Annotated in this window: 22 protein-coding genes; 11 read left to right on the top strand and 11 right to left on the bottom strand. The window is 73.5% G+C overall.

Annotated features, from left to right (window positions below):
* Positions 1-60 precede the first annotated feature (60 nt).
* The gene (locus ASF78_RS11880; RefSeq protein WP_056589313.1) at positions 61-2,562 is read right to left on the bottom strand and encodes a beta-glucosidase; all 2,502 of its coding nucleotides are present in this window, start codon (positions 2,560-2,562) and stop codon (positions 61-63) included.
* Between the two features lie 153 nt (positions 2,563-2,715).
* Between ASF78_RS11880 and ASF78_RS11875 the strand changes: the two genes are divergently transcribed.
* From ASF78_RS11875 to ASF78_RS11860, 4 genes are all read left to right on the top strand, one after another.
* The gene (locus tag ASF78_RS11875) at positions 2,716-3,369 is read left to right on the top strand and encodes a TetR/AcrR family transcriptional regulator (protein WP_056589310.1); all 654 of its coding nucleotides are present in this window, start codon (positions 2,716-2,718) and stop codon (positions 3,367-3,369) included.
* Between the two features lie 51 nt (positions 3,370-3,420).
* Positions 3,421-4,158: a response regulator transcription factor gene (locus ASF78_RS11870; RefSeq protein WP_056589307.1), complete on the top strand. Its 738-nt coding sequence runs from the start codon at positions 3,421-3,423 to the stop codon at positions 4,156-4,158.
* A gap of 1 nt (position 4,159) precedes the next feature.
* The gene (locus tag ASF78_RS11865; RefSeq protein ID WP_056589304.1) at positions 4,160-5,644 is read left to right on the top strand and encodes a cell wall metabolism sensor histidine kinase WalK; all 1,485 of its coding nucleotides are present in this window, start codon (positions 4,160-4,162) and stop codon (positions 5,642-5,644) included.
* Positions 5,645-5,789: 145 nt separating this feature from the next.
* Positions 5,790-6,170, top strand: a complete 381-nt coding sequence (locus tag ASF78_RS11860) for a VOC family protein (protein ID WP_056589302.1) — start codon at positions 5,790-5,792, stop codon at positions 6,168-6,170.
* A 28-nt stretch (positions 6,171-6,198) separates the two neighbouring features.
* On the opposite strand, the gene ASF78_RS11855 is transcribed toward ASF78_RS11860, so the two are convergent.
* Positions 6,199-6,603 (bottom strand): DUF1761 domain-containing protein, encoded by a 405-nt coding sequence (locus tag ASF78_RS11855; protein ID WP_056589299.1) that lies wholly within the window; start codon positions 6,601-6,603, stop codon positions 6,199-6,201.
* Between the two features lie 72 nt (positions 6,604-6,675).
* On the opposite strand from ASF78_RS11855, the gene ASF78_RS11850 reads away from it, so the two are divergent.
* Positions 6,676-7,512, top strand: coding sequence for a helix-turn-helix domain-containing protein (locus ASF78_RS11850; RefSeq protein ID WP_200940596.1), 837 nt, complete (start codon positions 6,676-6,678; stop codon positions 7,510-7,512).
* On the opposite strand, the gene ASF78_RS11845 is transcribed toward ASF78_RS11850, so the two are convergent.
* The 4 genes from ASF78_RS11845 to ASF78_RS11830 all read right to left on the bottom strand — a co-directional run bounded on the left by ASF78_RS11845 (position 7,491) and on the right by ASF78_RS11830 (position 11,550).
* Positions 7,491-8,306, bottom strand: coding sequence for a hypothetical protein (locus ASF78_RS11845; RefSeq protein ID WP_056589296.1), 816 nt, complete (start codon positions 8,304-8,306; stop codon positions 7,491-7,493). The genes ASF78_RS11850 and ASF78_RS11845 overlap by 22 nt on opposite strands.
* Positions 8,307-8,372: 66 nt before the next feature.
* A complete protein-coding gene (locus ASF78_RS11840; RefSeq protein ID WP_056589293.1) occupies positions 8,373-9,980 on the bottom strand; it encodes an ABC transporter permease in 1,608 nt (535 codons plus the stop codon).
* Entirely contained in the window at positions 9,977-10,903 is a 927-nt protein-coding gene (locus ASF78_RS11835; protein ID WP_056589291.1) for an ABC transporter ATP-binding protein, read from the bottom strand. The genes ASF78_RS11840 and ASF78_RS11835 overlap by 4 nt, the downstream gene beginning before the upstream one ends.
* Positions 10,900-11,550: a TetR family transcriptional regulator gene (locus ASF78_RS11830; protein WP_056590799.1), complete on the bottom strand. Its 651-nt coding sequence runs from the start codon at positions 11,548-11,550 to the stop codon at positions 10,900-10,902. Before ASF78_RS11830 ends, ASF78_RS11835 begins: the two co-directional genes overlap by 4 nt.
* Before the next feature lie 74 nt (positions 11,551-11,624).
* On the opposite strand from ASF78_RS11830, the gene radA reads away from it, so the two are divergent.
* From radA to disA, 4 genes are all read left to right on the top strand, one after another.
* Positions 11,625-13,046, top strand: a complete 1,422-nt coding sequence (gene radA, locus ASF78_RS11825) for a DNA repair protein RadA (protein ID WP_056590796.1) — start codon at positions 11,625-11,627, stop codon at positions 13,044-13,046.
* Positions 13,047-13,175: 129 nt separating this feature from the next.
* Complete coding sequence (locus tag ASF78_RS11820; protein WP_056589288.1) at positions 13,176-13,406, top strand: hypothetical protein; 231 nt, start codon at positions 13,176-13,178, stop codon at positions 13,404-13,406.
* A 71-nt stretch (positions 13,407-13,477) separates the two neighbouring features.
* On the top strand, positions 13,478-14,557 hold the full coding sequence (locus ASF78_RS11815) for a LacI family DNA-binding transcriptional regulator (protein WP_056589286.1): 1,080 nt from the start codon (positions 13,478-13,480) through the stop codon (positions 14,555-14,557).
* A gap of 62 nt (positions 14,558-14,619) precedes the next feature.
* A complete protein-coding gene (gene disA / locus ASF78_RS11810; RefSeq protein WP_056589283.1) occupies positions 14,620-15,696 on the top strand; it encodes a DNA integrity scanning diadenylate cyclase DisA in 1,077 nt (358 codons plus the stop codon).
* 3 nt (positions 15,697-15,699) lie between these two features.
* Here the strand turns inward: disA and ASF78_RS11805 are convergent, their stop codons facing one another.
* Positions 15,700-16,293 carry a hypothetical protein gene (locus tag ASF78_RS11805; RefSeq protein ID WP_056589280.1) on the bottom strand — a complete coding sequence of 198 codons (594 nt, stop codon included), beginning with the start codon at positions 16,291-16,293 and terminating at the stop codon, positions 15,700-15,702.
* Positions 16,294-16,480: 187 nt separating this feature from the next.
* On the opposite strand from ASF78_RS11805, the gene ASF78_RS11800 reads away from it, so the two are divergent.
* Together ASF78_RS11800 and ASF78_RS11795 are read left to right on the top strand one after the other, a co-directional pair.
* Positions 16,481-17,383 carry an A/G-specific adenine glycosylase gene (locus ASF78_RS11800; protein WP_235518542.1) on the top strand — a complete coding sequence of 301 codons (903 nt, stop codon included), beginning with the start codon at positions 16,481-16,483 and terminating at the stop codon, positions 17,381-17,383.
* 13 nt (positions 17,384-17,396) lie between these two features.
* The gene (locus tag ASF78_RS11795; protein WP_082495086.1) at positions 17,397-17,870 is read left to right on the top strand and encodes a DivIVA domain-containing protein; all 474 of its coding nucleotides are present in this window, start codon (positions 17,397-17,399) and stop codon (positions 17,868-17,870) included.
* 4 nt (positions 17,871-17,874) lie between these two features.
* Here ASF78_RS11795 and ASF78_RS11790 read toward each other — a convergent pair whose 3' ends face one another.
* The 4 genes from ASF78_RS11790 to ASF78_RS11775 form a co-directional block, all read right to left on the bottom strand.
* Positions 17,875-18,378, bottom strand: coding sequence for an amino-acid N-acetyltransferase (locus tag ASF78_RS11790; protein ID WP_056589274.1), 504 nt, complete (start codon positions 18,376-18,378; stop codon positions 17,875-17,877).
* Positions 18,379-18,387: 9 nt separating this feature from the next.
* On the bottom strand, positions 18,388-19,038 hold the full coding sequence (locus ASF78_RS11785; protein ID WP_056589271.1) for a GDSL-type esterase/lipase family protein: 651 nt from the start codon (positions 19,036-19,038) through the stop codon (positions 18,388-18,390).
* A 58-nt stretch (positions 19,039-19,096) separates the two neighbouring features.
* Positions 19,097-20,614 carry a sodium:solute symporter family protein gene (locus tag ASF78_RS11780; RefSeq protein ID WP_056589268.1) on the bottom strand — a complete coding sequence of 506 codons (1,518 nt, stop codon included), beginning with the start codon at positions 20,612-20,614 and terminating at the stop codon, positions 19,097-19,099.
* A gap of 244 nt (positions 20,615-20,858) precedes the next feature.
* Positions 20,859-21,500, bottom strand: coding sequence for a TetR/AcrR family transcriptional regulator (locus ASF78_RS11775; RefSeq protein WP_056589266.1), 642 nt, complete (start codon positions 21,498-21,500; stop codon positions 20,859-20,861).
* Positions 21,501-21,748: the final 248 nt, after the last annotated feature.

Here is a 21,748-nt window from a genome sequence, read left to right as displayed (position 1 = left end):
ATGCGGAAACTGCTGGTCGAGCCGGTCCGACGGGACTGCGGATCCCGCCGGACCGGGGCGTTACGCGGGCTGTGCCGACGTCGGACTGTGCAGACGAAGCACGGCCACGTCGGCGCTGAGGCGCAGGTCGCTCGAGGAGCGGCCCACGCGGATCGGGTAGGTACCGGCCGGGGTGACCCAGCCGGGCAGTGCGCTGTCCCAGGTCCGGAACGCACGGGCGTCCACCCGGACCTGGACATCTGCGTGCGCGCCGGCGGCGGCGTGCACCGTGCTGAACCCGCCGAGCCAGCGGACGGGCCGCGACTCGTCCGGGCCCGGCGGCTCGACGTAGACCTGGACCACCTCGCGCCCGTCGCGGGCACCGGTGTTGCGCACGCGGACGTCCAGCAGGACCGACCCGTCCGCCTCGACGGTGTGGGACACCGACTCGTACGCCCACGTCGTCCAGCCGAGACCGTGCCCGAACGGCGCCGCCGGGGTGCGGCCGAGCCGGAGCCACGAGCGGTACCCGACGTGGACGCCCTCGTGGTACTCGACGACGCCGTCGACGGGGACCGCGTCCGGGACGGGCACGTCGGTCTCGTGCGCGGGGAGCGTCCAGGGCAGGCGGCCCGTGGGCTCGGTGATCCCGGTGAGCACGTCCGCGAGCGCGTCGGGCCACTCCTGCCCACCGAGCCACGCCCACAGGACGCACGGAACCTCGTCGAGCCACGGCAGCAGCACGGGGGCACCGGCGTTGACGACGACGATCGTGCGGGGGTTCGCGGCGAGCGTCGCCTTGACCAGCTGGTCCTGCGTGCCGGGCAGCGCGAGGCTCGTGCGGTCGTACCCCTCCGACTCGATCTCCTCGTTGGTGCCGACGACGACGATCGCCAGGTCGGCGGCCGCGGCCGCCTCGGTGGCGACGGCGAGCAGCTCGTCGGGCGATGTGCCGGGTACGCGGTGCACCAGCTCGGCGCGCGCGAAGCTGGCGTACCCGACGGGGTGGACGGCCTGCACGAGCGCGTCGATCTCGACGGTCGTCGGCTCGGTCACCTCGACGACCAGCGTCGCGGGCACGGGCTGGTTGACGCTGGAGTCGAGGATCACCTCGGCGCCGACGACGTGCTCGCTGGTGGAGAGCACCTGCCCGCCGACCGTGATCCGGTGCCTGCCGACGGTACCGACGCCGACCTCGTGCCGTCCTGGCTCGTCGAGCCGCACGGTGGTCCGCAGCCGCAGCGCGACCGCGGGGCCGGGCACCTCGCGCAGCCACCCGTTCCAGCCGGTGACGTCGGTGGTGACCAGCACGGTCCCGTCGGCGTCGAGCAGCTCGCCGAGCGCCCCGGCGTGCCCGTCGGGGGTGGTGCAGCGTCCGGCCAGGTCGAGCGCGGGGGGCAGCAGGCGGGACACCGCGCCGGGGTGCACGTCGACGTCGACCTCGCCGAACGCGTCGCGGAGCGCGGTCTCGGGCGTCGTCGCGTGGTCGGGGCGGACGTAGGCGGACCCACCGCCCTGCACGAACGGGTGGACGGCGTTGGGGCCGAGCAGCGCGATCCGCGTGACGCCGGCGGGGTCGACGGGCAGCGCGTGCGCGTCGTCGCGGAGCACGACCATCGAGCGGGAGACGAGGTCCCGCAGGACGGCCCGCACGTCGACGTCGGTCACGTGGTCCCGCTGCGCACCCGCGGGCTCGACCCCGTCGAGGGCGCCCACCCGCTGGGCGAGCCGGAGCAGCCGGACCACCTTGGCGTCGAGCAGCGCCTCGCTGACGTCTCCGGACTCGACGGCGTCGAGGAGCCCGTCGCCCCAGGGTCCGTCGGGGCCGGGCATCTGCAGGTCGAGACCGCCCTCGGCGGCTCCGACGACCGTCTTGGTGGCCACCCAGTCGCTCATCACGACACCGTCGAAGCCCCACTCGTCCTTGAGCACCCCGGTCAGCAGCGGGCGGTGCTCGGCGGCGGTCGCGGCGGTCGTGCCGTCGTCGATGCCGGAGTACGCGCTCATGACCGACCACGCCTGGGCCTCGTGCACGAGCTGCTCGAACGGTGCCAGGTACACCTCGCGCAACGTCTTCTCGTCGACGCGTGCCAGGTAGGTGGTGCGCTGCGTCTCGGAGTCGTTGGCGACGAAGTGCTTGACGCACATGCCGACGCCGCGGTCCTGCGCGGAGCGGACCACGTGCACCGCGATGGCGCCGGTGAGCATGGGGTCCTCGGAGTAGCACTCGAAGTGGCGACCGCCGACGGGGGTGCGCTGCAGGTTCACCTGCGGGGCGAGCACGACGTCGACGCCGTGCCGACGGGCCTCCGCGGCGAACAGGTGGCCGACCTCGTCGGCGAGGTCGACGTCCCACGTGGCGGCGAGCGCGCTGGGGGCGGGGAAGGAGGCGGAGGTCTCGTCGGTGGAGTCGGAGACGCCGCGGACACCGGCGGGGCCGTCGGAGACTTGCATGGCGCGCAGGCCGATGTGCGGGATGGCGGCGGTGGACCACAGGCCGGCGCCGACGACCAGGCGCACCTTGTCCTCGAGGCTGAGCGCAGCCGCGAGGGCGGTGAGGTCGGTGGTGGTGGTGAGGGGCACCGCGCGTTCTCCGATCGGACGTCGTCGTCTTCTGCGGTGAATCTACGCACAACTTACTGACGTGTCAGTAAGTGAATGATCACAGTATGGTTTCGGTAGCGATCTAACTTACTGACTTGTCAGTAACTGCCGTCGTCGCAGTATGGTTCCGTCATGGACGACGCCGTACCGCCCGCCGCGCCGCCGCAGCGCCGCGCACGGCAGCCCCGCCAGGCCACCACCGAGCGGCGCGCGGAGATCCTGCGGGCCGCCGCCCACACGTTCGGGTCCAAGGGGTACAAGAACGGCTCGCTCGCCGAGGTCGCCGAGCAGGTCGGCATCACGCACGCCGGGGTCCTGCACCACTTCGGCTCCAAGGAGGCGCTGCTCGTCGAGGTGCTCGAGTACCGCGACAAGGAGGACGTCCGGGACCTCGAGGGCCAGCACATCCCCGACGGCATCCAGCTCTTCCAGCACCTCGTCCGCACCGCCCGGATGAACGTCGAGCGGCGCGGCATCGTGCAGGGCTACACCGTGCTGACGGGCGAGTCCGTCACCGAGGATCACCCGGCCCGCGGCTGGGTGACCAACCGCTTCACCATCCTGCGCGGGGAGATCCAGGCCGCGATCGTCGAGGTCGGCGGTGGGGACGTGCCCGCCGACGTCGCCGCGCAGGCCGCGAGCGCGATCATCGGCGTCATGGACGGGCTGCAGGTCCAGTGGCTGCTCGACGACAGCGTCGACCTGCCGGCCGCCACGCAGTTCGCCATCGAGGCGATCCTCACGTCCGCCCTGCTGGGTACCGGCCGGCCGCACCCGCTCAGGTAATTCACAGGTTCGCTCCAGGCGCACGTCAGGTAGCCGCCCCAGGCTGAGGTCATGACAACGACCACCACCCGTCGCCCGGAGGTTCTGTCCCGCGCCGACGGCTCCCCTGTCCGCGCGCTGGTGGTCGACGACGAGCCGACCCTCGCCGAGCTGCTGTCCACCGCCCTGCGCTACGAGGGCTGGCAGGTGGACCACGCGTTGAGCGGCCACGCCGCCGTCCGCGCCGCCAAGGCCCTGGACCCCGACGTCATCGTGCTCGACGTCATGCTCCCCGACCTGTCCGGCATCGACGTGCTCCGCCGCGTCCGCACCACCCACCCGAACGTCCCCGTGCTGTTCCTCACCGCCAAGGACGCGGTCGAGGACCGGATCGCGGGCCTCACGGCCGGTGGCGACGACTACGTGACCAAGCCGTTCAGCCTCGAAGAGGTCGTCGCCCGCCTGCGCGCCCTGCTGCGCCGCACCGGTGCGGTCTCGTCGCGCGAGGAGGCCACGCTCGTCGTCGGCGACCTCACGATGGACGAGGACAGCCACGAGGTCACCCGCGACGGCGAGGACATCCGCCTCACCGCGACCGAGTTCGAGCTGCTCCGCTACTTCATGCGCAACCCGAAGCGCGTGCTGTCCAAGGCCCAGATCCTCGACCGTGTCTGGCAGTACGACTTCGGCGGCCAGGCCAACATCGTCGAGCTCTACGTGTCCTACCTACGGCGCAAGATCGACAAGGGTCGCACCCCGATGCTGCACACCCTGCGCGGCGTCGGGTACGTGCTCAAGCCGTCCGTCTGACGTGGGTCGCTGGACGCTGCGGCGACGGCTGGTCGTCGTCGTCGTGGCACTGGTCGCCGTCGTCGCCGCGGCCATGGGCACCCTGTCGACCCTCGCGCTGCAGAGCTCGCTGACGACGCAGCTCGACGAGAAGCTCACCGCCGCGCACCGGCGTGCCGCCGAAGGGCCCGTGGTCCCCCAGGGCGGCACGGCCCGGGCCCCCGACGCCGGCTCCCCGTTCGTCACCGGCGGCAGCTTCCGACCCGGCCTCGACGCGGGCACCGTCAACGTCGAGGTCCCCCAGGGAGCCGACCCGACCGACCTCACGCCCGTCCAGGCCGGCTACGTCGCCGACGACGGGAACCTCACCGCCCTCGACGACACCCAGACCGCGCAGATGCTCGCCGTGCCCGCCGACGGACAGCCCCACCCGGTCTCGCTCACGGGTCTGGGCAGCTACCGCGCCGTCGCCTCTGTGAGCCCGGCCGGGGTCACGACCGCGACCGCCCTGCCGACCACATCCGTGACCAGCACCGTCACCTCGTTCGTCGCCGTCGAGGTCGTCGTCGCCGCGCTCGCCCTGCTGGTCGCCGCAGCCGCCGGCCTGGTGCTCGTGCGCCGCGAGCTGCGGCCCCTGGACCGCGTCGTCGGCACCGCCAACCGGGTCTCCCGGCTCCCCCTCGACCGCGGCGAGGTGGTCCTCGCCGACCGCGTGCCCGCCCGGGACACCGACCCCGCCACCGAGGTCGGGCAGGTCGGTGCCGCCCTGAACAAGCTGCTCGGGCACGTCGAGCAGGCGCTCGGCGCGCGGCACGAGTCCGAGTCGCAGGTGCGCCAGTTCGTCGCCGACGCCAGCCACGAGCTGCGCACCCCCCTGGCGTCCATCCGCGGGTACGCCGAGCTGGTCCGGCGCTCCCCCGACGAGATGCCCGTCAGCGCCCTGCAGGCGATGTCCCGCGTCGAGTCCGAGTCGGAACGGATGACCGCCCTGCTCGAGGACATGCTGCTGCTCGCCCGGCTCGACGCCGGCCGACCGCTCGCGTCGGAACCCGTCGACCTGACCGTCCTCGCGATCGACGCCGTCACCGACGCGCACGCCGCCGGCCCCGACCACGACTGGCGCCTGGACCTGCCGTCGGAGGAGTCCCTCGAGGACGCGCTCGTGCTCGGCGACGACCACCGCCTGCGCCAGGTGCTGGCCAACCTCCTGTCCAACGCCCGGCTGCACACCGCCGCCGGGACGGCCGTGACCGTCCGCGTCCGTCGCGCCGGCGACCGGGTGGTCCTGCAGGTGGCCGACGACGGCCCCGGCATCCCGCCCGCCCTGCGCGAGAGCCTCTTCCAGCGGTTCACGCGCGGCGACGCGTCCCGCAACAGCGCCACGGGGTCCACGGGCCTCGGCCTGGCGATCGTGCACGCCGTCGTCACCGCCCACGGCGGCACCATCACGGTGTCGAGCGGCCCCGGCACCACGTTCACGGTCACCCTCCCCGCCGCGGTCGCCTGACCCTCCCCGCAACGTCCGAGCATCCGGTCGCCCTGACGCTCACTTCCTCGGACGTTGGGTGTTGGCGACGCGCGATGTCCGAGTGGCAGCGTGGCTGTCGGCGCGGGAGCCTGGACGGGTCCCGACGGTGCATCGAGGAGTGGTGATGGCGGACCTCAGCAAGGCGTTCAGCGGATTTTCGACCGACGACGTCCCGGCCGCGCGGGCGTTCTACGCCGACGTGCTCGGGCTCGAGGTGTCCGAGGAGAACGGGATGCTCTTCCTGCGCTTCGAGAGCGGTCACGAGGTGCTGGTCTACCCCAAGGGTCCGGCCCACGAGCCCGCCGGGTACACCGTCCTCAACTTCCCCGTCGAGGACGTGCTCGGCACGGTCGCGGAGCTGCGGCAGCGCGGCGTGCAGTTCGAGAAGTACGCGGGCACGCCCGTCGAGACCGACGACGACTTCGTGTTCCGCGGCGGCGGTCCCCTGATCGCGTGGTTCACGGACCCGGCCGGCAACATCCTGTCGGTCATCGAGGCGAGCTGACCCCACGAACCCGCGACGGGGTTCGGCGCTAGCGCGCGACGATCAGCGTCACCGCCACGATGCCGACCACGTGGTAACCGCCCGTGATGAAGCCCAGTCGGAACGGGTGGGGGGTGTGCGGGGTCAGGGCGTTGTTCACGGAGACAGCCAGGGCGACGCCGATGCCGACGACGAGCCCGAGGACGAGCGCGTCCGCCAGGTTGTCGGTCCGCGTGGCGCCGACGAGCAGCGACATCGCGACGGTGACCAGCAGGCTGCTGACCAGCGGCACCACGTAGTAGGACGCGGAGAAGCGGTCGCCACGGGTGCGCCCGATGGCGGTGTCCCACGCGGTGCCGAACAGCGGCGTGAACCACAGGGCACCGAGCAGGTAGTAGACGAGGGTCGCGATGCCGATCGCGAGCCAGCTGAGGTCGGCCAGGGTGGTGGTCACAGGCGCCATCGTCGGCACCGGCCGGCGGCGGGGTCTTGGAGAAACGCGACACCGGCCGCGATGGTGGGGGCCATGCGCATCCGTCCCGACGAGACCTCGGGCGTGCTGCACCCTGAGAACCTGACCCGGTACGCCGCGCGGTGGATCGACCCCGACCCCGCCGTCCGCGACGTGGTGGACACGTACTGGCACGTGCGCTGGCGGCTCGACGAGGGCGAGGTGCTCGACCAGACGATCGTCGACCTGCCCGCCGTCACGCTGACGGTCGAGACCGGCGACGTGCCGGCCGGCCTCGTCGTCACCGGCCTGCACCGGCGCGCGTGGCAGCGCCGCATCACCGGGTCGGGCGACGTCTTCGCGGTCCGGCTGAGGCCCGCCGGGCTCGCCGTGCTCGGCTCGCTGCGCCCGCACGACCTCGCCGACCGGACGGTCGCGCTGACCGACGGCGTCGACGACGACCTGCGCACCCTGCTGACCGGCGTCGCTGCCGCGAGCACCCCGCAGGACCGCGCGCGCACCGCCGACGCGCTGGTCGCCGACCGGCTGCGGGCGAACCCGCCGTCGGTGGTGCACCTGCTGGCCAACCACGTCCTCGACGAGCTGCGCTCACGCGCGTACCGCCGGACCGGCACCCCGCTCGCCGAGCACTTCGCGGTCAGCGAGCGCACGATCCAGCGGGCGCTGTCCGCGACGCTCGGCATCGGCCCGAAGCAGGCGGCCCGGCGCATCCGTCTGCAGGAGGCCGCGCGGGCGGTCGCTGTGCACGACGACGACGACCTCGCACGGATCGCCGTGCAGCTCGGCTACGCGGACCAGGCCCACCTCACCAGCGACTTCCGCACGTCGACGGGCCTGACGCCCGGTGCGTACCGCCGTCAGCTCCAGCGTCAGAGCGGGAACGCGTTGTAGAAGTCGGCGATGTCGGCGACCGGGGCTGTCGCCTGGAAGACGGTCGAGCCGTTGGTCCACACCGCGACGCCCGTCCCGTCGCCCGCGTCGGCGATCGAGTACGTCCCGGCGACGGCACCTCCGGCGCTGACCTCACCGCTCTGCGGGAGGGTCGGGCCGGTCGGCGACGCCGACGACGACGCGGACGGGTCGGGTGCCGGTGCGGCCGGGAACCCGGCGACGAGCGTCGCGGCGAACGCGGCGGCCTCCTCCGGGGTCTCCCACTGGCCGGAGCGGACGGTGACGGTGCCGGAGCCGCCGTCGGTGTACGTCTCGGTGTAGGCCTCGACGGCGCCGGCCGCCTGCCACTCGGGGTCCACGGCCGACGTCGCGAGGGCGTACTGGAGCACGCTCGTCGGCAGGGCGACGGCGAACGCGGTCGTCGCGGGCCGCGCGACGGGCTCGACGGACGGGGTCGGCGAGGGCAGCAGGATCGTCGTGGCCACGGCCGGGGGTGCGTCCGCTGTGTCGTCCCCGCCCCCGCTGGTGACGACGGCGATGACGATCGCGGCGATGACGACCACGACGCCACCGATGATCGCGGGGATCAGCCACTTCGGCCGGCCCGACGCGGCCGGGGGCTCGGTCGTGGGTGCCGGTGCGGACTCCTGTGCTGCGAACGCCGCAGGGCCGGCGGACGGGGTGGCCGGGATCGGCGAGGTGGGCGGCTTCTGCTGCATCGCCTGCCAGTTCGAGATCGGCGGCGTCGGCGGGCCGGCCGGTCGCTCGGGGCCGGGACGGCCGGTGTCGCTCATCGGGGCTCCCCCTTGCATCGCGTCGCCCGAACCCTCGCCGGACGCCCGCAGCCTACCGACGGAAAGTCAGCCGACCACGTCACGACGCCGGAACGCGGCGAGCCCTGCCGCGTTGAGCGCGACCGCGACGACGGTGAGCAGGACCACGGGCGGCCAGTCCATGGGCTCCGCGGGCAGCTGCGGCGTGTACGTGAACGGCGACAGGACGTCGGACCCGTCGGGCAGGAGCCCGCCGAACAGGCCGACGACCCCGACGTACGTGACGTAGGCCCAGACCAGCCCGAACCCGCGCGGTGCGACGCCCAGGACGACGACGGCGACACCCAGCACGCAGCCGATGGCGGGGAGCGTGACCGCCGAGGCGCCGACGAGCTCGGCCAGGTGCCCGTCGCTGCCCAGCGACGCGTTCGCCGTCAGACCCATCACGAGCCCCGTGACCAGCATGATCACGACGACGGCCAGGGCGCCCAGGCCGACCTGCGAGCCCAGCCAGCGGGTGCGGGACACCGGCCCGGACAGGACGAGCGCCCCCCGCGTGGCGACCTCCTCGGACCGCGCGGCACCGACGGCCGTCGACGCGTACGCCGCCGCCATCACCGCGAGGAACACCGTGTAGAGCGCGAAGGCCGAGGCGATCACACCGCCGGGACCGTCGGGGAACATCTGCGCGAGCTGCGGCTCGTCGTCGACGTAGTCCACGAGCTCCCCCGCCAGCAGACCGATGAGCGCCCCGCTCAGCACGATCCCGGCGCCCCACGACAGGATCGCGCCCAGCTGCCGACGCAGCGTCAGGGCGAACAGCCCGGTCAGGCGGGCTGACGCGCGCGGTCGACCGAGCCGCTCGGCGAGCAGGCCGGTGCCGAGGTCGCGCCGTCCGGCGAGCCAGAACGCCCACCCCACCAGGAGCACGGCGACGAGCACCCCGATGGCGAGCGGCCAGAACCGCTCGTCGACGTACGCCCGGGTCGCCTGCGCCCAGCCGAACGGCGAGAGCCACGTCAGCACGCTCGTGCTCTCCGGACCTCGCACGTCCCCGACGGCCCGCAGCAGGAACGCGACGCCGAGCACCGCCATCGCCAGCGAGCTCGCCGTGCGACCGTGGGCGGTCAGCTGGGACGTGACCGCCGAGACGCCGGCGAACACGAGCCCGACCATGACGACACCGCCCACGAGCGCGGCCGAGCCGACGGGGTCGAGCTCCGTGGTGAGCAGCGCGAGGAACGTCAGGGCACCGACGGCGAGGGTCGCGACGACCGCCGCGGTGAGGCCGGCCACGACCGGGGCGTCCCGGCCGACGGGTGCGGACCGCACGAGCTCGAGCCGGCCGTCCTCCTCGGCGGCCCGCAGGTGCCGCGTCACGGTGAGCAGGGCCATGATCCCGACGGGGAGCATGATCCAGAGGCCCAGCTCGTTCGCCGTCATGGCCCCGACGGTGTAGTCGTCGAGCCCGTACCCCGGGCCGGCCAGGGCCGTCGCTGCCGGCGACGAGATGAGCTGGGCGCGGCCCGCGCGCGACTCGGGCGTCGAGTACAGCTCGGTGATCGCGGACACCGACACCTGTGTGAGCCCGGCGACCGCGACCGCCCAGACGATCGTGCGCCACCGGTCGAGACGCAGCGCGACCCGCACCAGTCCGCGGGTGCCCGCGAGCTCGGTGTCGACGACGGTGCTCATCGCGACTCCTCGTGCACGCCCAAGGTCGCCAGCTCGTCGCTGTACTCCCGCAGGAACAGGTCCTCCAGGGTCGGCGGGTGCGCGGTGAGCGACCGGACGCCGAACCCGGTGAGCCGCGCGAGCACGTCGTTGAGCGCGGCGGTGTCGACGTCGACCGTCAGGTGGCCGTCGTCGCGCTGCACGTGGTGCACCCCGTCGAGCGCGGCGAGGGTGCGCTCCGCCTCGTCGGCGTCGCGGAGCCCGGCCGTCACGGTGGTGCGGGTGAGGCTGCGCAGCTCCTCCAGCGACCCGCTCTGCACCGCGCGGCCCTGCCGGATGATCGTGACGCGCCGGCACAGGGCCTCGACCTCGGCCAGGATGTGGCTGGACAGCAGCACGGTGCGCCCCTCGGCGGCCGCCTCCTGCACGACCTGCTGGAACACGGCCTCCATGAGGGGGTCCAGGCCGCTGGTCGGCTCGTCCATGAGCAGCAGCTCGACGTCCGCCGCGAGCGCCGCGACGAGCGCGACCTTCTGCCGGTTGCCCTTCGAGTAGGCACGGCCCTTGATGCGGGGGTCGAGCTCGAACCGCTCGATCAGGGCGTCGCGGCGCGCCGGGTCGAGCCCGCCGCGCAGCCGTCCGAGCACGTCGATCGACTCGCCACCGGACAGGTTGGGCCACAGGTTCACCTCGCCGGGCACGTACGCGAGCCGACGGTGCAGGGCGACGGCGTCACGCCACGGGTCGCCGCCGAGGAGCGCGACGTCGCCCGCGTCGGCGCGCAGGAGCCCGAGCAGCACGCGGATGGTGGTCGACTTGCCTGCGCCGTTGGGGCCGAGGAACCCGTGCACCTCCCCCGTCCGGACCGTGAGGTCGAACCCGTCGAGCGCGCGCTTGGCGCCGAACGACTTGACGAGTCCGCTGACCGCGATGGCGTCGGTCATGGCTTCTCCTTGTCCTGCCGGAAGTGCTGATAGGCGTCGAGGTATCCGGTGTCGGTGAACAGGCCGTGCGTGTAGAGCTCCAGGCCGGCGAGCATGGACCTGGACGTCAGCTCCTCGATGGCGGTGCCGGGGTCCTCGGTGGGGGCCGTCCCCCGGCCGGCGGCCGCGTCGAGCTGCGCCAGGACGAGAAGGCCCATCTGCGTGGCGATCACCTGCCGCGCGCGCCCGGGCGGGTCCACCGACGGCCGGATGGTGCCCGCCGCCTCGCCCGCCGCGAGGTAGGCGGCGGCGTCGTCGACCAGGCCGTCGACGAAGTGCGCCGCGACCTCGCCCCCGTCCAGCAGGCTGCGCACGATGTACGCGAACAGGGGCGCGTACTCCCGCACGGTCGCCAGCAGGCCGATCGTCTCGGCGGGCGACGCCTGCGTGATCGCAGCCGACTTCTGCTCGCGGATGACGGTCAGGACGTGCTCGTCGCACGCGGCGCGCAGCGCGTCCTTCGAGCCGAAGTGGTGGATCACGAGACCGGCGCTGACCCCGGCGTCCTGCGCGATGGTGCGCACGGGCGCCCGGAAGCCGTCGCGGCCGAAGCGTGCGACGGCGGCGTCCCGGATGCGGGCACGGGCGGTGAGGTCCTCTGAACGCACGTTCACTACGTTAAACGCGTGTTCAGCCGTGGCGCAAGAGGGTCGTGTCGGAGGCTGCGGCTAGCGTGCGGCGCGTGACCTCACCCTCCTCGAAGCGGCCCGACCGCAGCGCCCGCCCGGCCTTCCGCTGCACGGAGTGCGGGTGGACCGCCGGCAAGTGGGTCGGCCGCTGCGGCGAGTGCCAGGCGTGGGGGTCGGTCGTCGAGGACACCGGCCCCGGAGGCGGCGCCCCGCGCACGGTCGCCACGAACCCGGCGCGCTCCCCGGCCCGGCCCATCGACCAGATCGACATCGAGACCGCCCGCGCCCGGCCGACGGGGGTCGACGAGCTGGACCGCGTGCTCGGCGGCGGCCTCGTCCCCGGTGCCGTGGTCCTGCTGGCCGGCGAGCCGGGCGTCGGCAAGTCGACCCTGCTGCTCGACGTCGCCGCACGGGCCGCCCGGACCGGGCGCAAGGTCCTGTACGTGACCGGCGAGGAGTCCGCCGCGCAGGTGCGTCTGCGGGCCGGCCGGATCCACGCGCTGGACCCGCGGCTGCTGCTCACCGCCGAGACCGACCTGGGAACGGTCCTCGGGCACATCGAGCACGTCGACCCGGACCTGCTGGTGCTCGACTCGATCCAGACGATCGCATCCGCGCAGGTCGAGGGGACGGCCGGGGGCGTCTCCCAGGTGCGGGAGGTGGCCAGCGCGGTGATCCAGGCTGCCAAGTCCCGGGACCTGCCGGTCGTGCTCATCGGGCACGTCACCAAGGACGGCTCAGTGGCCGGCCCCCGCACGCTCGAGCACCTCGTGGACGTCGTCTGCCAGTTCGAGGGCGAACGGCACTCCCGCCTGCGCATGCTCCGCGCCACCAAGAACCGCTACGGCCCGACCGACGAGGTCGGCTGCTTCGACCTGTCGGAGACCGGGATCGTCGGGCTGGCCGACCCCAGCGGGCTGTTCATCTCCCAGGCGCTGCACGCCGTCCCGGGCACCTGCCTGACCGTGACGCTGGAGGGCCGACGCCCGCTCGTGGTCGAGGTGCAGTCGCTCGTCGCGCCCAGTGCCGTCCCCAACCCGCGGCGGACCACGAGCGGCGTCGACAGCAGCCGCCTCGCGATGGTGCTCGCCGTGCTCCAGCGCCGGCTAGGCGCGCGGCTGGCGGACCAGGACGTCTACGTGTCGACCATCGGCGGCGCGCGGGTCGTCGAGCCGGGCGCGGACCTCGCGCTGGCGCTGGCCGCCGTGAGCTCGCGCGAGAACGTCCCGCTGCCCCGCGGGCTGGTCGCGATCGGCGAGGTCGGCCTGGCCGGGGAGATCCGGACCGTCTCCGGAGTGGGTCGTCGGCTCGCCGAGGCAGCGCGGCTCGGGTTCACGCGGGCGATCGTGCCGGCCGGGGCGCTGGACGGTGCGACGCCGCCCGCCGGGCTGACGGTGCTGACCGCCGCGGACCTCGGCGAGGCCGTCACCGCGGCCGGGCTGGTCCCGGAGCTGTCCGCCGCCGCCCAGCGCTGACACCCCTCGCCCGCGAACGGTCGGCGTCGGCCACCCCGTCACATCTGGTCCTGACAATCTCTTGACCGGTACAGAGCAGGAGGGTACTTTAGCGGTACAGAAGGAACGACGAACCGACAGGAGAACCTGATGTCGATGGACACACCCCAGTTCGGGCTCCTCTTCGGAGTGACCGCCGCGCGGCAGCACGCCGAGAGCGCTCAGCCCTGGGCTCCGGTCGAGCCCGAGGCCGCACCACGGCAGCGCACCGCACGCACACGCGCTCCCCGGACCCGGCGCACGCTCGCCGGGGCGCTGCACCACCTGGCCGACGCGGTCTCCCCCGCGTGCACCGGCGAGGTCGGCCACCCGGCGAGATGACGTTCACCCCACCGGGACCGGCCCCGGCGACCTACCCTGTCCCGCATGGAGCGGAACAGGGTGGTCTCGTCATGTCCCGGGTGACGCTGCAGACGATCGCGGACCGGGTGGGCGTCAGCCGGATGACCGTGTCCAACGCGTTCTCCCGCCCCGACCAGCTCTCCGCGGAGATGCGTCGCACGATCCTGGCGGCCGCGGACGACCTCGGGTACGTCGGCCCCGACCCGTCAGCCCGTGCCCTGGCGCGCGGGACCACAGGAGCGGTCGGCGTGCTGCTCACCGAGTCGATCGGCACCGCGTTCCTCGACCCGATCGCGGCAGCGTTCTTCGGGGCGGCGGCCGAAGGGCTCGCGCCGACGGGCATGGCGGTCGTGCTGCTGCCGTCCACCAGCTCCGAGGACACGATCCCCGCGCGGGACATCCCCATGGACGGCGCCCTGGTCTACGGCTGCGCGGGCGACTACCCCGCGGTCGGCTGGCTGGTGAAGCGGAAGCTGCCGCTGGTGTTCATCGACAGCGCGCCCGTCGCCGATGCGTCCAGCGTGCTCCTCGACGAGCGGCACGGGGCCCGGCTCGGCGCCCGGCACCTCCTCGACCTCGGGCACCGCCGGATCGGCATCCTCACGATGAACGCCGGGGTGCGCGCCGAGCTCGCGAGCGACCCTGCGGCGGCCGGGTCCGGCTACGTGGCGCGCGAACGCCAGATCGGGTGGGTCGACGAGCTGGCGGACTCCGGGGTGACGCCCGTCGTCATGGAGGTGCGGGACAACAGCGAGCCGTACGTCTCGGAGGGTGCGCGGCTGCTGCTCGCCGGCGACGACCGCCCGACCGCCGTCCTGTGCTTCTCCGACCTCATGGCGGCCGCGATCATGCACGCCGCCGAGGACCTCGGGCTGCGGATGCCGGAGGACCTGTCGGTCGTCGGCTTCGACGACTCCCCCCTGGCGCAGCGCGTGCGTCCGACGCTCACCACCGTCGAGCAGGACTTCGTCGCCAAGGGCAGGGCGGCCGCGGCGGCGCTGACGTCGTCGATCAGCCGCTCCCGCGCCGGCCTCGCCCCGGCCCCCGAGCAGCACCGGATCCTGGTGGACCTCGTGGTCCGCGACAGCACGGCACCCCCCGCCGGCGGCGAACGGGCGAACCCGTCGTAGCGAACGGGTCCGGGATGCGGGTCGCGACGACCGTCGTCGGTGCTCGTCGTTACCATGCAACCGTGCCCCACTCGCACGCTCCTGACGACCTGCTGAGGTCGACCCTTGCCGCCGTCGCCCCCGGCGGCGAGCTTCGCGACGGCCTGGAGCGGATCCTGCGGGGGCGCACGGGCGCGCTGATCGTCCTCGGCTTCGACCAGACGGTGGAGAGCATCTGCTCCGGCGGCTTCGTCCTGGACGTCGAGTTCTCCGCCACCCGCCTGCGCGAGCTGGCCAAGATGGACGGCGCCGTCGTCGTCGACGCGGGCATCTCCCGCATCCTGCGCGCGGCCGTCCAGCTGCTCCCCGACGTCACCATCGAGACGTCCGAGTCCGGCACCCGGCACCGCACCGCGGAGCGCGTCGCCAAGCAGACCGGCCTGCCGGTGGTCTCGGTGTCGGCGTCGATGCGGATCATCGCGCTGTACGTCGGCGGCCAGCGGCACGTCATCGAGGACTCGACGACGATCCTGTCCCGAGCCAACCAGGCCCTGGCCACGCTCGAGCGCTACAAGTCGCGCCTCGACGAGGTCAGCGGGACCCTGTCCGCGCTCGAGATCGAGGACCTCGTCACGGTCCGCGACGTGTCCGCCGTGGTGCAGCGGCTCGAGATGGTCCGCCGCATCTCCGAGGAGATCGAGGGCTACGTCGTCGAGCTGGGCACCGACGGCCGCCTGCTGACCCTGCAGCTCGACGAGCTCGTGGGCGGCATCGGCTCGGACCGGGCGCTCATCATCCGCGACTACGTCGACACCAGCCGCCGCGAGGTCGACACGGTCCTCGACGAGCTGGCGGAGCTGGACTCCACGGAGCTGCTCGACAACGCCCGCATCGCGAGCGTCCTGGGCCTGCCCGGGGGTGGCGACGCGCTCGACGCGGCCGCCGGCCCGCGCGGCTACCGCCTGCTGTCCAAGGTCCCGCGCCTGCCCGGCGCGATCGTGGACCGGCTCGTCGCGCACTTCGGTGGGCTCCAGAAGCTCCTGGCCGCCGGCATCGAGGACCTCATGGCCGTCGACGGCGTCGGCGAGCAGCGCGCCCGGGCCGTGCGCGAGGGCCTGTCGCGGCTCGCGGAGTCCAGCATCCTCGAGCGGTACGTCTAGCCGTCACTCCAGCCCGAACACCACCGCCGGCGCGCTCACGCCGGCGAGGTTCAGCTGCGCGGAGTAGGTGCCGGCACCGGGCACGGGCAGGTCCGCCGGGCAGCCCTCCGCGGAGCGGATCCGGTTCCACGCGAACGGCGTCGAGTCCGTCCCGCCGCCCGCGAGCAGCAGCGTGCGGGTCTCGGTGCCGGGCGCGATGCAGTCGCGGTTCGACCACACCCGGTCGCTCCCGGACGTGATGACGATCTCGCGCTGCGCCTCGCCGGCGTCCACGAGGCACGGTTGCTCACCGGTGTTGGTGACGGTGACCGTGAACGTCGCGCTCACACCCGGCGCGAACGACGTGGCGTCCGCGGCCATCGCGAGGGCCAGGGACGCGGGCGCGCAGTCGCCCACCCCGTCGGTGTCCGTCGGGGTCTCGCTCGTCTCCGGCGCGACGGGTGCGGACGACGTGCCGCCCTGGGCGGCCGGGTCCTCCCCGGAGTCGGGTCGCACGAACAGCCACACGACCACCGCGATGATGATCAGCGGGATGCCGAGCACCACGAAGCGACGCACCCAGTAGACGCGGGCCGGCAGGCGTCGCGAGTCGCTCATGCATCCTCCAGGACGAGCGCCGCGTGACCCCGCGGCGCGACCACCGTAGAGGCAAGGTTCGCCGACCCGCCCGGGCGACGCGCGGACCTGCTCAGAGAGCGAGACGGACGACGGCGCTATCTGGCGACGAGCGCCTCGCCCTCGACCCGAGCAGGCTGCGACCACCCGGGTGGGGCAGGATGCTGCGGTGCCGCCGACCCCCACCGAGCTGCGCGAGCCGGTGCTCGCCTGGTTCGCCGTGCACGCGCGCGACCTGCCGTGGCGGGCAGCGGACCGGTCGCCGTGGGGCGTCCTGGTCAGCGAGGTGATGCTCCAGCAGACGCCGGTGGTCCGGGTGGAGCCGGCGTGGCGGTCGTGGATGGCCCGCTGGCCGACGCCCGCCGACCTGGCGGCCGCGTCGACGGCGGACGTGCTGCGGGCGTGGGACCGGCTGGGGTACCCGAGGCGTGCGCTGCGGTTGCAGGAGTGCGCGCGGGCGGTCGTCGAGCGGCACGACGGGGTCGTCCCCTCGTCGGAACCCGAGCTGCTGGCCCTGCCCGGGGTCGGGTCGTACACGGCGGCCGCGGTGCTCGCGTTCGCCTACGGGCGCCGGTCGGTGGTGCTCGACACCAACGTCCGGCGGGTGCTGGCCCGCACGGTCGACGGGGTCGCGCTGCCGGCGCCGAGCCAGACGGTCGACGAGGTCCGCCGCGCGTCCCGGTACGTCCCGGACGACGACGCGACGGCGGCCCGCTGGGCGGCGGCGTCGATGGAGCTGGGTGCGCTGGTGTGCACCGCCCGGTCCCCGCGGTGCGAGGTCTGCCCGGTGCGGGACGTCTGCGCGTGGTGGGGCGCGGGCCGGCCCGCCGACGAGCACGCCGGCCGCCGGAAGGTCCAGACGTTCACGGGGACCGACCGCCAGGTGCGCGGCCGTGTGATGGCGCTGCTGCGCGACGCCCTCGGCCCGGTGCCGGCGGCCGCCGTCGACGCCGTCTGGCCGGACGCCCGCCAGCTCGCGCGCTGCGTCGACGGTCTGGTCGCCGACGGCCTGGTCACCCGCGACCCGGCCGCGAGCGTCGACGATCCGCCGACGTACCGGCTGCCGTCGTGACAGCATGCGCGGCATGCTGACCGCCTACGACGTCCTGAACCAGAAGTTCGCCGCCACCAAGTTCCGGGAGGGCTACGACCAGGACGAGGTCGACCGCTTCCTCGACCGGGTGACGGTCACCCTCCGTGGGCTCGAAGGGGGCGAGACCACCGGCGACGCCGTGACGGCGGACGAGGTCGGCGCCGTCCGGTTCCACGCGACGAAGTTCCGGGAGGGCTACGACCAGGACGAGGTCGACGACTTCCTCGACCGGGTGCGCGAGCGGTTGACGCAGGCTCCCGCCGACGCCCCGGTGTGGCAGCCGGGGGCGCCGGTGGACGTTCCCGCGATCGCTGCGACCGCCTTGGTGATGCGGCTGCAGATGGCCCACAGCACCCGACCGCCCGGCGCGCCCGACGTCGTGTCGGTGCACCTCCCGGACGGTCAGGTCCGCTCTGTCGTCGACGTCCGGAGCACGCCGACAGGCATCGAGCTCGTCCTGGGCTGACGGCTCAGTCGAGCTCGATCAGCATCCGTGTGTTGCCCAGCGTGTTCGGCTTCACGCGCGCCAGGTCGAGGAACTCGGCGACGCCGTCGTCGTGGGAGCGCAGCAGCTCGAGGTACACGTCGGGTGTCACGGGGGTCCCCTCGATGACGTGGAACCCGTGCGACTCGAAGAACGCCACCTCGAACGTCAGGCAGAAGACGCGACGCAGCCCCATCTCCCCCGCACGCTCCAGCAGAGCATCGAGCAGGGCGTGGCCGATGCCGGTCCCCCGCCAGGTCCGGTCCACCGCGAGGGTGCGGATCTCGGCCAGGTCCTGCCACATGACGTGCAGCGCGCCGCAGCCGATCACGCTGCCGTCGTCGGCCTCGACCACGAGGAACTCCTGGACCGCCTCGTAGTACCCGACCCACTCCTTGGCCAGCAGGATGCGCTCGGCGGCGTACGGCTCGACGAGCGCGCGGATGGCACGGACGTCGGCCGGCACGGCGGGGCGGACACGGAAGGGCACCGGGACAACCTACTGGCGGGTGCGCGGACGGCCGAGGAGCAGCCCGGTCGCCGAGATGCCGCCGTCGAGCCACGTCTCCCACCGCGGCCGCACGAGGGCCGCGAGCGCCGCGTACCCGTGGGCGCCCGGGTGCGCCCCGTCGCCGGCGCGGACCTCCGACATCCACGCCTCGTCGGCCAGGAGGTCGTGCACGACCGGCACGACGGGGACCTGGTGGGCGCGCGCCTCGTCGGCGAGCAGGGCGTCGAGCTCGACGATGCGGTCGTTGGTGCGCGGGTCCGCGATCGGCGGCGGGCCGACGACGAGCGTGGCGAGCCCGAGTGACGACGCGCGCGTCAGGACGGCCCGCAGGTTCCCGACGGTGTCCGCCGCTGCGACGCGCGAGCCACCGAGGTCGTCGTCGGTCGCGTCGTTCACACCGAGGGCGAGCACCAGACCGGTGGCCCCGGTGTCGGGGAGCCGGGCGGACGTCTCCGGCTCCCACCGGGCGAGCACGTCGGCGGACGTGTCCCGACGGACGCCGAGCGGGTAGACGGTCAGGTCGAGCCCTGGCGGACGTGGTCCTGCGGCGAGGCGGCCCGTCCAGCCGAGGCCGGTCGGGTCACCCACACCGGCCACGAACGAGTCGCCGAAGAACAGGACCGTCAGGCGCGTCGGCATCCGGACAGTCAACACCGCGCCGTCCGCCGAGGCGGACGGCGCGGTGTTCCTCGGTCGGTCAGACGGCAGGCTCGGCCTCCCGGGGTGCCGGGACGGTCTCGTCGGGCATCCCGTCGGCGATCGCCCAGGCCTCCTCGGTCACGGTGCGCGGCCACACCGCGGCGGCGACCAGGTAGGCGAGCAGCGAGGCGCCGAACCCCCAGAACGTCGGCCAGCCGTCGAACGACGCGTCGATCAGGTCGTTCGGGATGTACCAGACGTCGTTGGGCACGCCGTAGACGGTGGGTGTCAGGACGAAGAGCACGAGCCGGACGGTGACGCCGACGACGAGCGCCGCGACGGCCGCGCGGGTCCCGCCGCGCTTCCAGAACAGCCCGAGGATGAACGGCACGAGCAGCCCGGCGAGCATGAGGTCGAAGGCGAGCGTCAGGAGGATGCCGGTCTGGGCGACCTTGAGCGCCACCGAGACCCCGAGCACGACGATCGGGATCATCGCCACGCGGGTCCACAGCAGGAGCGGGTCGCGGACGCCCTCCTCCTTGACGGAGACGACCCGGCGGACGCCGAAGATGTTCCGGACCGCGACGGCGGACGTCGCGAGGATCGCGCCCGACGCGGTCGAGAACGACGCCGCGACGATGCCGGACAGGACCAGGACCGTGAGCCCGGACGGTGCGTAGCCGTCGAGGAGCTGGAACAGGATCGGCCCGTTCTCCGTGGTCAGGCCCAACACCGACGACGCGCCGAGGGCGACCATCGCGAACGCGATACCGATGATCGCGGTGCCGGCGGCACCGGTGAAGCAGGACTTCTGCGCGGTCTCGGGGCTTCGGGCGGCGAAGATCCGCTGCATGAAGTCGATGGCCACGATGTCGCCGATGCCGAGCGCGACCAGGGTCGCCCAGTTGATGGGGGCGCCCGCGCTGGTCTGCGTGAGCTGCTCGAAGTCGAACGGTCCCATGCCCGGGGCGACCTCGAACCCGTACGTGGTGCCGAACCAGACGACGAGGCAGACCGTCGCGACGATGGTGATGACGATCTGGATGGCCGCCGTGTAGGCGTCGGAGAACATGCCGCCGCCGATGGTGTAGACGAGGACCAGGCCGACCGCGACGAGGACGCCGATCGTGTAGTCCAGACCGAGGAACCGCTCCAGCAGGTACCCGCAGGCCACCAGGTTCCCGGCCATGAGGATGGCGAACGCGAAGATCATGAACACCGACGACGCCACCTCGACCCCGCGGCCGTAGCGGAGCCGGTAGAAGTCCGCGAGCGTGAAGAGCTTCATCCGGTTCATGGGCTTGGCCAGGAAGAGGCCGGTGAGCAGCAGGCAGATGGCGAGGCCGAGCGCGAGCGACGCCCCGGCCCAGAAGCCGAACGAGGACGTGAGGTCGGTGTTCCCGACCGTGGCGTTCGAGTCGACGGCGGCGGCCATGAGGGACGCCGCGACGAGCGGCACCCCCAGGCGCCGGCCCGCGACGAGGTAGTTGGCGCTGTCACCGTCGACCTTGCGCGCGACGACGATGCCGACGAGGACGACGGCGAGGACGGAGAGACCGACTCCGGCGATGATCATGGGGGCTCCGAGGGGACGGCAGACAGGTCTGGGGGGTTCGACGAACCGGCCGGCAGAGTTTCTGTCGTCCGACAGGTTCATTGACCACCCGCCCTGTGTCCGGCCCGATGCGCCCAAGAAACGCTTGTGTTAAATCGACGACCGCAGCACTCGCGTACGCGCGCGCGTCAGGCCGCCGTACCCGCTCCCCGGTCCCCGTGTCGGGTTCGTCGGGGGGTCAGGGCGGTCGCGACGGTCGGGTGCGTCAGACCGTGAGCGTGACCGGGACCGCGCGGGCGAGCGCGATCTCGGCGGGGGTGCAGCCGACGAGCCGGAGCACCCCGTCCGCCACGGCGTCCTGCACGGCGGCGACGTCGAGGTCCGGGGTGTCCCGTCGGCGCAGGATCACCGACTCGACGAGGCCGAGGGCCAGCTCGCCGCGGTCGTCGCCACCGTCGTCGGCGGCTGATGCGAGCTCGCTGTACCGGGCACGCAGGCGTGAGCGCAGCGCGTGGAACTCGGCGAACTGCTCCCCGGCCACCTCCGGGAGCATGTAGAGCACGCCCAGGTTCACCGGCCCTGCGCAGAGCAGGCCGACGTCGGCGTGCACGAGGGTCCACAGGCGCGCGGCGGCGGGCTCGGTGCCGGCCGCGAGGGCGTCGGCCAGCTCGAGCGACGGTCGGACCGTGCCGAGCAACAGCTCCAGCAGGATCGCGTCCTTGCCGGCGAAGTGGTGGTAGATCGACGCCTGCCGGACGCCCGCCGCGTCGGCGACGGCACGGGTGCTGGTCGAGGTGAAGCCGACGGTGCAGAACAGGGCGGCGGCGGCGTCGAGCACGTCGCGACGGGTGTCGCGCTCACCGTCGGGGTCGCCGCTCGCGCGCGGTCGACCGGGTCTGCGTGCCATGGCGAGCCGACGCTACCACCGCCCCCACAACCCTCCCCTCCGCACGACGTCCACACCTCGTGTCGCCCGGACGCTCGATCCCGCGGACGTCCGCACTCGTGCCGGTCGGAACCCACCGGAGTGCGGACGCAACCCGCTCCTCATCGCCATCGTCCGCAGTCGGGCGGGTCGGAGCCCGCCGGAGTGCGGACGCACCGGGCGGCGTAACAGGAGGTTTACCTGGCGGTGACCGTCGCCGAAACGTCCGG

It is taken from the genome of Cellulomonas sp. Leaf334, assembly GCF_001424195.1.
GTDB lineage: Bacteria > Actinomycetota > Actinomycetes > Actinomycetales > Cellulomonadaceae > Cellulomonas.
This window is presented reverse-complemented; position numbering and strand designations above follow the sequence as displayed.

Excerpts from the sequence above, each read along its gene's own strand:
- ASF78_RS11845 (WP_056589296.1), bottom strand. The coding sequence starts at position 8,306 with ATGAGCGACACCGGCCGTCCCGGCCCCGAGCGACCGGCCGGCCCGCCG.
- ASF78_RS11840 (WP_056589293.1), bottom strand. The coding sequence starts at position 9,980 with ATGAGCACCGTCGTCGACACCGAGCTCGCGGGCACCCGCGGACTGGTG.
- ASF78_RS11805 (WP_056589280.1), bottom strand. The coding sequence starts at position 16,293 with ATGAGCGACTCGCGACGCCTGCCGGCCCGCGTCTACTGGGTGCGTCGC.
- ASF78_RS11870 (WP_056589307.1), top strand. The coding sequence starts at position 3,421 with ATGACAACGACCACCACCCGTCGCCCGGAGGTTCTGTCCCGCGCCGAC.
- ASF78_RS11875 (WP_056589310.1), top strand. The coding sequence starts at position 2,716 with ATGGACGACGCCGTACCGCCCGCCGCGCCGCCGCAGCGCCGCGCACGG.
- ASF78_RS11815 (WP_056589286.1), top strand. The coding sequence starts at position 13,478 with ATGTCCCGGGTGACGCTGCAGACGATCGCGGACCGGGTGGGCGTCAGC.
- ASF78_RS11785 (WP_056589271.1), bottom strand. The coding sequence starts at position 19,038 with ATGCCGACGCGCCTGACGGTCCTGTTCTTCGGCGACTCGTTCGTGGCC.
- ASF78_RS11775 (WP_056589266.1), bottom strand. The coding sequence starts at position 21,500 with ATGGCACGCAGACCCGGTCGACCGCGCGCGAGCGGCGACCCCGACGGT.
- ASF78_RS11850 (WP_200940596.1), top strand. The coding sequence starts at position 6,676 with ATGCGCATCCGTCCCGACGAGACCTCGGGCGTGCTGCACCCTGAGAAC.
- ASF78_RS11780 (WP_056589268.1), bottom strand. The coding sequence starts at position 20,614 with ATGATCATCGCCGGAGTCGGTCTCTCCGTCCTCGCCGTCGTCCTCGTC.
- ASF78_RS11795 (WP_082495086.1), top strand. The coding sequence starts at position 17,397 with ATGCTGACCGCCTACGACGTCCTGAACCAGAAGTTCGCCGCCACCAAG.
- ASF78_RS11835 (WP_056589291.1), bottom strand. The coding sequence starts at position 10,903 with ATGACCGACGCCATCGCGGTCAGCGGACTCGTCAAGTCGTTCGGCGCC.
- ASF78_RS11860 (WP_056589302.1), top strand. The coding sequence starts at position 5,790 with ATGGCGGACCTCAGCAAGGCGTTCAGCGGATTTTCGACCGACGACGTC.
- ASF78_RS11820 (WP_056589288.1), top strand. The coding sequence starts at position 13,176 with ATGTCGATGGACACACCCCAGTTCGGGCTCCTCTTCGGAGTGACCGCC.